The sequence below is a fragment of the Nocardia thailandica NBRC 100428 genome, assembly GCF_000308795.1.
Taxonomy (GTDB): Bacteria; Actinomycetota; Actinomycetes; order Mycobacteriales; family Mycobacteriaceae; genus Nocardia; species Nocardia thailandica.
In genome coordinates this window covers 45060-57177 of the sequence record NZ_BAGK01000038.1, presented here as the reverse complement: position 1 = coordinate 57177, position 12118 = coordinate 45060, and the positions used below count along the sequence as shown (strand labels likewise).

The following is a 12118-nucleotide window of genomic DNA, read 5'->3' as shown; positions in this document are numbered from 1 at the left end:
ACATATGCCTCTCAAGCGGACGATGGTTTACGCCGACGCCGACGACCTCGCGGTTATCAAAGATGCCGCTGCGAACTCGGACGCGAGCGAGGCGGAGATCATCCGTGAGGCGATCCACTTGGCCGCGATGCGGTTGCGTCGGCGATCCGCACCGCTGCGCCTGCGCCGCTTCGCCAGCGGCGACCCGACACTCGCCGCCCGGACCGAGGAGATCGTCGCCGAAGACGGCGCCGCGTGACCGGAACCGGCATTGTCATCGCCGATACCTCCGGCCTGATCGCCGCGTTCGATACTTCGGCCCCGGAAAGCGATGCAGCTTTCGCTTCCCTCGAACGGGCCGGCTTGGTTGTGCTCTCGCCTTTGAGCTTCGCTGAACTCGATCATGTCGGACGGCGCGAACTGGGTCGCGACCATGCCAGGACGATGATCGAAGACCTCAGCGCGCAAGCCCGAACCGACGACTTCGAGATCGCCGTGCTCACTCCCGACGTCCTCGACCAGGCGAACGCTGTGCGGACTCTCTATCCCAGTCTGAACCTGGATCTCGCCGACGCTGTCTGCGTGGCATTGGCCGCAGAGTACGAGACAGCCTCGATCCTCACACTGGACCATCGCGACTTTCGCGCTCTGACACCGCTGACTGCGCACCGGTCCTTCACAATTCTGCCCGCCGACCTCTGACCCGAATCTGCGTACAGAACGCACGAAAGGCACGGACTCCACTCGGAAGTCCGTGCCTTCGTTCGATATTCGCCTAGGCGGCTGCGCTCACGAGGAGCGCGGGCTCACCAGGAGCTCTTGTGCACGCCCGGGAGCTCGCCACGGTGGGCCATCTCGCGCAGGCACACGCGGCACAGGCCGAACTTGCGGTAGACCGCGTGGGGCCGGCCGCAACGCTGGCAGCGGGTGTAGGCGCGGACCGCGAACTTCGGCTTGGCGTTGGCCTTGTTGACCAGTGCTTTCTTGGCCATGTGCTCAGTTCTCCTTGAACGGGAAGCCGAGGTGCTTGAGCAGCGCACGGCCTTCTTCGTTGTTGGTCGCAGTGGTCACCACGGTGATGTCCATACCGCGCGGGCGGTCGATGGAGTCCACGTCGATCTCGTGGAACATCGACTGCTCGCTCAGGCCGAACGTGTAGTTGCCGTTGCCGTCGAACTGCTTGGGCGACAGACCGCGGAAGTCGCGGATACGCGGCAGCGCGATGGAGACCAGGCGGTCCAGGAACTCCCACATGCGGTCGCCGCGCAGGGTGACCTTCGCGCCGATCGGCATGCCCTCACGCAGCTTGAACTGCGCGATGGACTTGGTGGCCTTGCGGATCTCGGGCTTCTGGCCGGTGATCAGCTCGAGGTCCTTGACGGCGCCGTTGATGAGCTTGGCGTCGCGCGCGGCGTCACCGACACCCATGTTCACGACGACCTTGACGACGCCCGGGATCTGCATCACGTTGGCGTACTCGAACTCGCTGTTCAGCGCGTCCTTGATCTCGGCGCGGTAGCGCGCCTTCAGCCGGGGCTGCACCTTTTCACTGGTGGTCATGTCAGATGTCCTTCCCGTTCTTACGGGAGATGCGAACCCGCTTGCCGGTGGTCTCGTCGGTGCGGTAGCCGACGCGGGTCGGGTTACCGTCGGAATCGACGACCATCACGTTGGAGGCCTGGATGGGGGCTTCCTGGGTCACGATGCCGCCCGAGGAAGCGCCGCGCTGGTTGGCGGAGTCCGCGACGTGCTTCTTGATCCGGTTCACGCCCTCGACGAGAACCTTGCCGGTCGCCGGGTAGGCCTGGATGACCTTGCCCTTGGCGCCCTTGTCCTTGCCCGAGATGACGAGCACGGTGTCACCCTTGTGCACCTTCATGTCAGAGCACCTCCGGGGCCAGCGAAACGATCTTCATGAAGCGCTTGTCACGCAGCTCGCGGCCGACCGGGCCGAAGATGCGGGTGCCGCGAGGGTCGTTGTCGGGCTTGATCAGCACGGCAGCGTTCTCGTCGAACTTGATGTAGGAACCGTCCGGACGGCGGCGCTCCTTGACGGTGCGCACGACGACGGCCTTGACGACGTCGCCCTTCTTGACGTTGGCGCCCGGGATGGCGTCCTTGACGGTGGCGACGATGATGTCGCCGATACCGGCATAGCGACGCGACGAGCCACCGAGCACGCGGATGCAAAGGATTTCCTTCGCACCCGTGTTGTCGGCGACGCGCAGTCGCGACTCCTGCTGAATCACTTCAGCTTCCTCCTGACCTGGATGTATACGCACGCCGGATTGCCGACCCGACGGGCATGGTCTGTCGCCCTCCGGACGCGCGCCTGCCAGCGATTTCACCGGCCCTGGCGGGCCAACCACTGGGGGTTCACTGCCGAATTGCGGGCACAGCTCCCGCAGGCAACCGGTCTAGTGTAGGGGAAGCGCCAGGTGGGACCCAAATCGGGCACCCCCGCACAGTTTGAAGTGCCAATGTTTCAAAACCCGTGTGGTGACGGAGCACACATTGTTAGCGTCCCCCTCGCTCGCGGTTTCTCCCCGCGAGCGGAACGAGGAGCCGCATTCCCATGCCACTGTCCCCGCTGATGCGCCGCATCGCCACCACCGCGACCGCCCTGGCCGCCACCCTGATCGTCACCGCGCCGAACGCGAGCGCGGGCCCGGTGTTCGACGCCCTGACCGACACCCTCACCGCGGGGTGCACGTCCAAGATCCAGGTCACCGGCCTCGACGACTACGTCGGCGCGCAGGTCGACTTCGTCGCCAACGGCAAGTTCTTCGCCAGCGACACCGTGAACATCAAGGTCGACGTCGCGGGCCGCACGATCGCCCAGGCCACGGCCTACTACTACGTGGAGACCGGCTACTCCGTGCAGCTGTCGCTGCTGCTGCACGCCACCGGCTCCCCGCTGGTCACCAAGAGCGTGCCGATCGTCACCCGCATGCTCCACGCGGGCAGCACCCTCGCCTGCGACCTCGCCACCGGCAGTTCGGGGATCTCCTCGGGACTCTCGTCGCGGTAGCCCTTCGGCCGGCGGCGCGGAGAGCGCCTCCGGAAGGCGGACGGGCGGCGGTACCTCGGTACCGCCGCCCGTTTTCGTCGGGGTTCAGGCGTCGATCGGCGCCAGGTCCCAGGTGCCCGCGCCCTCGAGTTCCAGGCGCTGGGTGTGGTGGCGGTCGACGGTGCTGCGGTGGGCGACCGAGAACAGGATCGTGTCGGGGACCTCGGTGCGGAGGAGGTTGTAGAGGGTGTATTCCAGGCCCTCGTCCACCGCGGAGGTGGCCTCGTCGAGGAAGACCGCCTTGGGGCGGATCAGCAGGATGCGGGCGAACGCCAGGCGCTGCTGCTCTCCCGGGGACAGGATCTTGGCCCAGTCGGCCTCTTCGTCGAGCCGGTCGACCAGGTGCCCGAGGTGGACCTTGGTGAGGACCTCGCGCAGGGTGTCGTCGGTGACCCCGTCCTTCCTGACCGGATACTCGACCGCGGTGCGCAGATCGCCGAGGGGCAGATAGGGGATCTGGGACAGGAACAGCGTCTCGGTCCCCGCCGGGCGGCCGACCTCGCCGCCTGCGTAGGGCCACATCTGCGCGAGCGCGCGCAGCAGGGTGGTCTTGCCGCTGCCCGAGGCGCCCTTCACGACCAGCGCGTCGCCGGGGGCGAGCCGCAGGGTCAGGTCGTCGATGAGCACGGTGCCGTCGGGCTTGCGCACATCGACCTTGTCGAGGCTGACGCCGTCCTCGAGATCGGCGGCGGCGATCGCGGGCAGATCGCGCGATTCCTTGCCGGCGATCAGCAGGCCGTCGAGTCGGATGAGGGACGCGCGGTAGGCGGCGAAGTCGTCGTAGGACTCACGGAAGAACGACAGGGAGCTCTGGATCTCGCTGAACGCGGAGGCCGTCTGGTTCATCCCGCCCAGGGTGACCGCGCCGCTGAAGAAACGGGGCGCCTGGATGAGATACGGGAACAGGTACGCGGACTGGCTGACCACGAAGTTCCAGCCGGCGAACTTCAGGTAGCGGTAGACGTAGGTCCACTGCACCCGGATCACCGCGGCGAAGCGGTCGAGCAGGCCTTTGCGCTCGACGTCCTCACCGTTGTAGAACGCCACGCTCTCGGCGGAGTCGCGGACCCGGACGAGCGCGTAGCGGAAGTTGGCCGTCGTGCGCTCGATGAGGAAGTTGATCCGGATCAGCGGGTGGCCGACCCAGAAGGCGATCAGCGTCGTGATGAGCACGTAGGCGAGCACGATGACCAGGGCGGCGCGCGGGATGGTGACGCCGAGGATGGTCATCGGGCCGGACAGGTCCCACAGGATCTTGGTGAAGGACACGACCGAGACGATGGCCTCCACCGCGCCGAGCGACAGCGTGCGCGACTGCTGGGTGAAGGTGGTGATGTCGGCCTGCACACGCTGGTCGGGATTGTCGATGGTGTTGTCGATGAACCGGGCCCGGTAGAACGCGCGGCCGCGCAGCCAGTCGGTGGTGACGTGCTCGGTCAGCCAGACCCGCCAGCGGATATCGAAGGCCAGCTTGCCGTAGAGGTACACCAGTTCCTTGACCATCCAGAGGGTGATCAGGACGAGGAAAAGCTTTGCCGAGTCCCAGAACCCGGTCTTCGCCTCCGAGAGGGCCGCCGCGTCGCCGGATTTCAGCGCCGCGGCGCCGAGCTGGAACGACGTGAACATGTCGTTGCCCCAGTAGCTGATCAGCACGCTCAGCCGGACGCTGAGCAAGGCCATGAACAGCAGGGCCGCGACGAAGAGCCACGTGCGCCAGGCTCCCTCACCCCGGAAGTAGCCGCCGCTCACGGACCAGAACTGGCGGCCCCACTTCGTCAGCGTGAGCAGCAGCGCGGCGATGACCACGAAGGCAACCAGGGTGATGGAGAAGGCGATGGCGAGCCATTTCAGACTCTCCAGCCACTCGACGCTCCAGTCTCTAGACGTCTCCACGCACGCTTCCCATCCCGCGACGGCCAAAAGTCGGCGAAGTCTAACCCGCGTGGCGGGGACCGGCAGTCCAACCGCTCGAGGCGATTCGATCGGCCGCCGACCGGCGGGAGGGGTCCGTAGGTTAGCCTAGGCTGAGTTGTTTCGACGGAAGGTTACCCATGAGGTCAGTTCGTGCGTCCCGCCTGTGGTCGCGGGCCGCGGTGGCGGTGGTGGCGGGTGCGCTGGCGCTCGGTGTCACCGCGTGTGGTTCGTCCGACGACGCGGCCGGGTCCGGCGGGGAGACCGTGACCGTCACCCACGCCCGGGGCGAGACGAAGGTCGAGGGGACGCCGAAGAAGATCGTCGCCCTCGGCAATCAGTGGCTCGACACGAGCCTGGCGCTCGGCGTCGTGCCGATCGGCTACATCGACAACGTCTCGGTGGCGTCCAAGAGCACCCCGCCGTGGACGCCGGACACCCTGAAGGAGTCCAAGGCGCTGAGCCCGGGCGGCAACATCGCCGAGCAGGTCGCCGCCATGGAGCCCGACCTGATCCTGGCCGATCCGTTCATCGCCGATCAGAAGACCTACGACACCCTGTCCCAGATCGCGCCGACCCTGCCCGGGCTCACCACCTCGATCGTCACCTCCTGGCAGGACCAGGTCACCACGCTGGGCAAGGTGCTGCACACCCCGGACAAGGCGACCGCGGTCATCAAGGGCGTGGACGACAAGATCGCGGCGATCACCGCCGCCAACCCGACGCTGAAGGGCAAGACCTTCGCCAGCACCTGGCTGGCCGGTCCGGCCCAGCTGATGGTGCTGACCGACCCGAACGACGGTTCGGCCAAGGTGTTCTCGCAGCTGGGCATGACCATCCCGAAGAACCTCCAGGACCTGCCCGCCAACCAGGGCCGCGTGTCGCTCTCGCCCGAACGCGTCGACGAACTGACCGCCGACCTGCTGCTCGCCGGCTACTCGCCGGGCCTAGACGGCAAGTACAAGCAGCTGCCCGGATACACGGATCTGCCTGCGGTGCAGAAGGGTTCGGCTGTGTTCCTCACCACGCAGGAGATCAGCGCGATCAACCAGCCGACCGCCCTGTCGGTGCCTTACATTCTGGACAAGCTCGGTCCCGCCTTCGCCGCCGCGGCCAAGTAAGACAGCAGTAGTCCCGAGTTCGACCCGCGGAGGTTCACCCCCGTCATGCCCGCCGTGACCTATCCCGAACAGACCCGATTCGCGCTGCGCACCGGCGTCACCTGCCTGACCACCCCGGCGGGCGCGGTGCTGCTGAACCCGCCGCAGAAGGAGAAGCTCACCGGCCTGGCCGCCGGGCAGCTCCAGGCGCTCAAGACGCTGAACAAGGGCCCGGCGACGGTCGCGGAGATGACGGCGGCGGCCCAGGGCGCCGACGTCGCCGGGCTGATGGACCGGCTGACCGACGGGGGCTGGCTGGCGGTGACGGTCCGCGACGGCGGCCGTGACCTCTACACCGTGCGGCCGTTCGCGCAGCCCGCGCCGCGGCCGTCGGCGCCGCCGTCCTGGTCGGCCACGCTGTCGAAATTCGCGGTGCTGCACCGGGACACGGAGGGCTTCGTGCTCGAGCATCCGCGATCCTGGTGCGATCTGCGGATCCACGATCCGCGGCTGCTCTCGCTGCTCGACGGGCCCGGCGCGGCGGACTCCACGCTCCCGGTCGACGTGAAGTCCCAGTTCTTCGACGACCTGCAGTGGTGCGGCTTCCTCGTGCCCGACGCCGACGCCGAGGACCGCGCCTTCACCACGCGCAGCTGGAGCCTGCCTGACCTGTGGTTCCACCGCCGCAGCACGCTGGGCGAGCGCGTCGTCACCTGGGACCACTTCGGCCCGACCAAGTGGGCCAAGGGCGAGTTCCCGCAGCCGCCCGCGCGCAAGCCCGACTACCCGGGCGAGCCGGTGGCGCTGCCGGTGCCGGACCTGGACGCGGCCCGCGCCGCCGATCCCAGCCTGACCGCCGTCCTCGAGGACCGGGTCTCGGTGCGCGCGTTCGACGACGCGCACCCGATCACCCTCGCCCAGCTCGGCGAACTGCTCTACCGCACCGCCCGCACCCGCGGCACCCGCTCGGAGCATCCGAACGAGGAGCTGGTCTCGCGGCCGTTCCCGTCCGGCGGCAGCGTCTACGAGCTCGAGGTGTATCCGGTGGTGCGCAACGTCGCCGGTCTGGCGCCGGGGATGTACCACTACGACTCGTTCGATCACGTGCTGCGCCCGGTCGCGGGCGCGGACTCCCCCGCGGTGGCCAAGCTGGTCAAGTCGACCTCGGCCACGCTGTCGGAAGGGGCCGAACCGCAGGTGCTGCTGGTGCTCGCCGCGCGCTCGGGCCGGATCATGTGGACCTACGAGCAGGTCGCCTACTCGGTGATCCTCAAGCACGTCGGGGTGCTCACCCAGACCGTCTACCTGGCGGGGACGGCCATGGGCCTCGGCGCGTGCGCGCAGGGGTTCGTCGACACCGCGGCCTTCGTCGCCGCGGCGGGGGTGGACGAGCTGGAGGAATGCGCGGTCGGCAGCATCATCCTGGGCTCGCCGCGCTGACCGCGGCCGGGACGGCGGGCTCGTCGGCCCGCGGCCACCGGCCCGCGACGGCCAGCAGGTAGCGCAGCTCGCGCTCGTGTTCCGGGGACAGGTCTCGGCTGCCGTGTTCGGCGGCGATGTCCTCGGGCCCGAGCCGTTCCTCGATCTCGTAGACCCGGCGCCACACGCACGCGCGGCCAGGCTGGGCGGCGAAACCGTCCGGCGATTCGGCCTGCCTGCGCAGGTGCAGCAGGGCGTCGCGGATCTCGATGGTCATCCGGTAGCGGCGTTCGGCGGCGTTGCGGTGGATGGTGTCGCCCAGGCAGACCTCGGGCACCTCGGCGGTGAGGTCGGCCCACAGCGGGCGCAGCCGCGCGCAGTCGCGACCCGCGCGGTTCCAGCCGAGCACGTCGAGCAGCCGCCACATCACCGGGATCGCCAGCAGCGTGGTGATGGCGGCCAGGAACGCGTACGCGCACAGCGCCCAGACCGGCCCGATGGCGAACGTGCTGCGGTTCATCGCGAACAGCACGACCAGGTAGCCCGAGTAGCTGATCCAGTAGCCGGCGATGCTGATCAGGATCCCGTAGGTGATGCGTTCGGCGAGCGAGGTCGCGGGCAGCACGATCTCTCGGACGCACCCGCGCAGGATCAGCGCGCCCGACACCGCGAGCGGGAAGCACACCAGGACGCCGCCGAGGTCGAACCACCGGTTCAGCAGGTCGACGGTGATCAGGCCGGTCCCGGCGGCGACGCCGAGGATCACGCTGATCGCGCCGAGCAGCCAGGCGCCCGCGTCGTAGCGGCGCTGCCTGCGCCAGATGCCCTCGGTGTCGCGGGTGGCCACCACCCGGGCGAATCCGAAGACGCTGCTGCTGGTGAAGAACCCGACGACGGCCCCGACGGTGCGGCCCGCGATCCCGAGGTGGAGCGGGACCGAGGCCACACCGAGGAAGGTGCCCGCGGCGGCGAAGAGCAGGGCCCGGTTGATCAGCCGTTCCTCGGCGGTCTCGCGCACCAGCCACAGCCGCAGCACGGTGACGACCACCGCCCAGACGGCACAGCCCCAGACCACGATCGCGGGTGCTCCCTGCACGATCAGCGGAGCCTTTTCCCGGGATGGCCGGGCCGGGGGCGGTGGGTCATGCCGAAGACCTTAGCCGGGCCCGCCGGTCAGGCCTGGGCGAGGATCTCCTCGTCGGTCATGTTCGCGACCTCGAGGTAGAGGCGGGCGACCTCGGTCAGGCGCTGCGGGGTGGCCTCCCGGCCGCGGAGCCGCTCGGCCAGCCCGGCCACGGTCCGGGTGGCGAACAGGTCGGCCACCAGCGCGTGGTCGACGTCGAGCCATTCGCGTACCCGGGCGATGACGGTGGTGGCCAGCACCGAGTCGCCGCCCGCGGCGAAGAAGTCGTCGTGGACGCCGATGGTCTCGACCCCCAGCGCGCCGGTGACGATGTCGACCAGGGCGGCCTCGACGTCGTCGCGCGGGGCGGAGTCCTCGCCGCTGCCCGGCGCAGGCTCGAGCAGTTCGACCACCGCGCGGCGGTCGAGCTTGCCGTTGGCGGTGAGCGGCATCCGCGCGAGGTACTCGACGCGGGTCGGGATCATGTAGGCGGGCAGCAGGTCGGCCACGGCGTCGGCGATGCCGGCGACCGCGGACTCCTCGCCCGAGACCGCGGCGACGAGCTTGGGCGCGCCCGCGCCGACGATCGCGGCGACCGCGTGCCGCACGCCGGGCACCGTGCGCAGCGCGGACTCGACCTCGCCCAGTTCCACCCGGTAGCCGCGGATCTGGACCTGGTGGTCGGCGCGGCCGAGGAACTCGATGGTGCCGTCGGGCCAGTAGCGGGCCATGTCGCCGGTGCGGTACCAGCGGATGCCCTCGTGCTCGACGAAGCGTTCGGCGGTGCGCTCGGGGTCATTGCGGTAGCCGGCCGCGACGTTCGCGCCGCCCACCCAGAACTCGCCGGGCACCCAGTCCGGGCAGTCGCGGCCCGCGGGGTTGACGACGCGGCAGCGCACGTTGCGCAGCGGCACGCCGAAGGGCACGGTGGCCCAGTGCTTCGGCGCGGGCGCGGTGACCTCGCAGATGGTGTTGTGGATGGAGGTCTCGGTGGCGCCGCCGAGGCCGGAGAACCGGGCGCCGGGGACCTGGGCCGCGAGCCGGTCGACCAGGTCGGCGCCGACCCAGTCGCCGCCGAGGGTGACCGCGCGCAGCGAGTCGCCCAGGTTGTCGCCGCCGATCTCGAGGATCATGTCGAGCATGCTCGGCACGCAGTTGAGGATGGTGACCCGGTGCGCGCGCAGCAGGTCGACCCAGGTGGTGGCCTCCGCGCGCTGGACCGGATCGACCGCGACCAGCGATCCGCCGACGGAGAACAGCCCGAAGATGTCGTAGACCGAGGCGTCGAACTCGAGGGCGGACAGGGCGAGCACGCGATCGCCGGGGCCGACCGAGAACCATTCGTTGACCGCGTCGATGGTGTTCATCGCGCCGCGGTGCATCACGTCGACGCCCTTGGGGGTGCCAGTGGAGCCCGAGGTGAAGATGACGTAGGCGATGTCGGAGGTGTCCGGCCGCCAGGGTTCGGCGAGCGGTTCGGCGAAGTCGCGGGCGGCGTCGATGGAGACGACCGTGACCTCGGGCCCCAGGTCGGCCCCGGTCACCGACAGCGCCGCGCCGATGCCGCCGGTGCGCAGGATCTCGGCGCGGCGGCCGACCGGCTGGTCGAAGCCGATGGGCACGTAGGTGCCGCCCGCGGCGAGCACGCCGAGCACGGCGAGGATCTGGTCGCGGCCCTTGGGCAGCTGCACGGCGACGGCGTCGCCGGGCCGCACGCCCGCGGCCCGCAGCGCGCCGCCGACGGCGAGGGCGCGCGCGGCGAGCTCGCCGTAGGTCCACTGCCCCTGATCCGGCCCGAGTCCCCAGACGACCGCGGGCGCTTCGGGTTTCGTGGCGGCGTGGTCGAAGAAGCCCTCGTGCAGGGCGCGGCCGCTGACCGGCCCGTCGGTGGCGTTGACCGCGGCGCGCACCTCGGCCTGCGCGCGCGGCAGCCGCACCGCGGCCTCGGCGGCCCACCCCGCGTCACCCTCGCCGAGGCGGGCGATGGCGGCGGTGTAGCGCTCGAACATCGCGTCGATCAGTCCGGCGGGGAAGGCGGATTCGCGCACGTCCCAGTTGAGCAGCAGGCCGCCGCGGACCTCGGTGACCTGCGCGTCGAGCAGCACCTGCGGGCCCTGGGAGATGATCCACACCGGCTCGCCGAAGGTCTCGGTGACCTGGTCGGCGAACAGCTCGCCCAGGTTGAGCGCGCTGGTGTAGACGACCGGCGCCAGCATCGGCTCGCCGCGGTGCCGGCCGAGGTCGCGCAGCACGTCGAGGCCGGAATAGGCCGTGTGCGCGCCGCTTTCGTGCATGCTGCGCTGGAGGGCGAGCGCCCGGTCGGTGACCGACAGATTGTCGGTCACGTCGACCTCGAGCATGATCGAGGACGAGAAGTCGCCGACGACGCGGTCGATGTCGGGGTGCACCGGCTCGCGGTGGAACAACGGCACGTTGAGCAGGAACCGGCTCTGCGCCGACCAGCCGCCGATGGTCTCGGCGAACACGGCGGCCAGCGCCATGGCCGGGGTGACGCCGCGTTCGTGGGCGGCGGCGAGCAGGCGCTGCTTGGCCTCGGGGGCGAGCCAGTGGTTGTAGCGCACGGTGCGGTGCTGGTCGACCCGCTCCCCCACCGGGACGGTGGGCAGCTCGGGCGCGCCGGGCAGGTCGGGCAGCCGCTCGGCCCACCAGGCGCGGTCCCGCTCGCGCGCGGCGGTGTCGACCGGGCGGGTCAGGTACCGGCGGTAGCTGTAGCCGGGAGCCGGCAGCGTCGCACCGTGATACAGGGCGGCGAGGTCGGCGACGAGGACGCGGTAGCTCATGGCGTCGCCCGCGAGCATGTCCACGTCGAGGTGCAGCCGGGTGCGGTCGCCGTCGAGCAGGGTGAGGGTGACGTCGATGACCTGGCCGTCCTCGATGGCCAGCACCTGGTGGGTCTTGGTCTCGCGCAGTTCGGCCAGCGCGGGTTCGGCGTCGCGGCCGCGCAGGTCGACCACCGTGAACACCGGGCGGCCGGGTTCGGCCATCACCTGCTGGGTGCCGTCGGGCAGGAAGCGGGTGCGCAGCATCGGGTGCGCCGCGACGAGGTCGGCGACGGCCTTGCCGAGGCGGTCGGGATCGAGTGCGCCGCCGTCGAATTCGACGTAGAGGTGGGCGGCGACGCCGCCGAGTTCCTGTTCGCCGGAGCGGCCGATCCAGTAGGCGTGCTGCATGCCGGCCAGCGGGAAGGGCGCGAGTTCGTCGTCGCCCGCCGGGTCCTCGGCGGCGGGCTCGGGCGCGGCGGCGGGTTCCTCGCCCGCGGTCAGCAGGGCGTGCCAGGCGGCGACCGAGGGGGCGGCGGCGAGCTGGGCGAAGTTGACGTCGGCGCCGGTCTTGCGCCAGCGGCCCGCCAGTTTCATGGTGCGGATGGAGTCGAGGCCGAGCTGGATGAGGTCGTCGTCGTCACCGACCTCGGCCGCGGTGAGCCCGATCTGCTCGGCGACCAGGGTCCGGATCTCGTCGATATCCATTGCGGCTTTCCACTCCTTGCTGCCGCCA

Annotated in this window: 12 protein-coding genes; 5 read left to right on the top strand and 7 right to left on the bottom strand. The window is 70.0% G+C overall.

The features are described from left to right. The first annotated feature begins 4 nt into the window (after positions 1-4). Both ON36_RS35620 and ON36_RS03850 read left to right on the top strand, forming a co-directional pair. Positions 5-238: a hypothetical protein gene (locus ON36_RS35620; RefSeq protein WP_043647628.1), complete on the top strand. Its 234-nt coding sequence runs from the start codon at positions 5-7 to the stop codon at positions 236-238. Continuing rightward, positions 235-681, top strand: coding sequence for a PIN domain-containing protein (locus ON36_RS03850; RefSeq protein WP_245557872.1), 447 nt, complete (start codon positions 235-237; stop codon positions 679-681). The genes ON36_RS35620 and ON36_RS03850 overlap by 4 nt, the downstream gene beginning before the upstream one ends. Positions 682-785: 104 nt before the next feature. On the opposite strand, the gene ON36_RS03845 is transcribed toward ON36_RS03850, so the two are convergent. Genes ON36_RS03845 through rplN form a run of 4 tightly spaced genes read right to left on the bottom strand, consistent with a single transcriptional unit; the run spans position 786 to position 2228 of the window. Then, positions 786-971 (bottom strand): type Z 30S ribosomal protein S14, encoded by a 186-nt coding sequence (locus ON36_RS03845; protein WP_014981705.1) that lies wholly within the window; start codon positions 969-971, stop codon positions 786-788. A 4-nt stretch (positions 972-975) separates the two neighbouring features. Further along, entirely contained in the window at positions 976-1539 is a 564-nt protein-coding gene (gene rplE / locus ON36_RS03840; RefSeq protein WP_043647627.1) for a 50S ribosomal protein L5, read from the bottom strand. 1 nt (position 1540) lies between these two features. Next, entirely contained in the window at positions 1541-1858 is a 318-nt protein-coding gene (gene rplX, locus ON36_RS03835; protein WP_043647625.1) for a 50S ribosomal protein L24, read from the bottom strand. 1 nt (position 1859) lies between these two features. Continuing rightward, a complete protein-coding gene (gene rplN / locus ON36_RS03830; RefSeq protein ID WP_043647623.1) occupies positions 1860-2228 on the bottom strand; it encodes a 50S ribosomal protein L14 in 369 nt (122 codons plus the stop codon). 326 nt (positions 2229-2554) lie between these two features. Here rplN and ON36_RS03825 point away from each other — a divergent pair, with 326 nt between their 5' ends. Then, positions 2555-3010 carry a hypothetical protein gene (locus tag ON36_RS03825; RefSeq protein WP_043647621.1) on the top strand — a complete coding sequence of 152 codons (456 nt, stop codon included), beginning with the start codon at positions 2555-2557 and terminating at the stop codon, positions 3008-3010. A gap of 84 nt (positions 3011-3094) precedes the next feature. Here the strand turns inward: ON36_RS03825 and ON36_RS03820 are convergent, their stop codons facing one another. Then, positions 3095-4942 (bottom strand): ABC transporter ATP-binding protein/permease, encoded by a 1848-nt coding sequence (locus ON36_RS03820; RefSeq protein ID WP_043647619.1) that lies wholly within the window; start codon positions 4940-4942, stop codon positions 3095-3097. Positions 4943-5100: 158 nt separating this feature from the next. On the opposite strand from ON36_RS03820, the gene ON36_RS03815 reads away from it, so the two are divergent. Together ON36_RS03815 and ON36_RS03810 are read left to right on the top strand one after the other, a co-directional pair. Further along, positions 5101-6081 carry an ABC transporter substrate-binding protein gene (locus ON36_RS03815; RefSeq protein ID WP_043647617.1) on the top strand — a complete coding sequence of 327 codons (981 nt, stop codon included), beginning with the start codon at positions 5101-5103 and terminating at the stop codon, positions 6079-6081. A 45-nt stretch (positions 6082-6126) separates the two neighbouring features. Then, positions 6127-7500: a SagB family peptide dehydrogenase gene (locus ON36_RS03810; RefSeq protein ID WP_052313617.1), complete on the top strand. Its 1374-nt coding sequence runs from the start codon at positions 6127-6129 to the stop codon at positions 7498-7500. Here ON36_RS03810 and ON36_RS03805 read toward each other — a convergent pair. Together ON36_RS03805 and ON36_RS03800 are read right to left on the bottom strand one after the other, a co-directional pair. Then, the gene (locus ON36_RS03805; protein WP_157224758.1) at positions 7478-8575 is read right to left on the bottom strand and encodes a DUF6545 domain-containing protein; all 1098 of its coding nucleotides are present in this window, start codon (positions 8573-8575) and stop codon (positions 7478-7480) included. The genes ON36_RS03810 and ON36_RS03805 overlap by 23 nt on opposite strands. 77 nt (positions 8576-8652) lie before the next feature. Then, a complete protein-coding gene (locus ON36_RS03800) occupies positions 8653-12090 on the bottom strand; it encodes a non-ribosomal peptide synthetase (protein WP_043647613.1) in 3438 nt (1145 codons plus the stop codon). Positions 12091-12118 lie beyond the last annotated feature (28 nt).

Bases quoted from the DNA above. Each gene is read 5' to 3' on its own strand.
- rplE (WP_043647627.1), bottom strand. From the start codon at position 1,539: ATGACCACCAGTGAAAAGGTGCAGCCCCGGCTGAAGGCGCGCTACCGC.
- rplX (WP_043647625.1), bottom strand. From the start codon at position 1,858: ATGAAGGTGCACAAGGGTGACACCGTGCTCGTCATCTCGGGCAAGGAC.
- ON36_RS03815 (WP_043647617.1), top strand. From the start codon at position 5,101: ATGAGGTCAGTTCGTGCGTCCCGCCTGTGGTCGCGGGCCGCGGTGGCG.
- ON36_RS03810 (WP_052313617.1), top strand. From the start codon at position 6,127: ATGCCCGCCGTGACCTATCCCGAACAGACCCGATTCGCGCTGCGCACC.
- ON36_RS35620 (WP_043647628.1), top strand. From the start codon at position 5: ATGCCTCTCAAGCGGACGATGGTTTACGCCGACGCCGACGACCTCGCG.
- ON36_RS03845 (WP_014981705.1), bottom strand. From the start codon at position 971: ATGGCCAAGAAAGCACTGGTCAACAAGGCCAACGCCAAGCCGAAGTTC.
- ON36_RS03800 (WP_043647613.1), bottom strand. From the start codon at position 12,090: ATGGATATCGACGAGATCCGGACCCTGGTCGCCGAGCAGATCGGGCTC.
- ON36_RS03825 (WP_043647621.1), top strand. From the start codon at position 2,555: ATGCCACTGTCCCCGCTGATGCGCCGCATCGCCACCACCGCGACCGCC.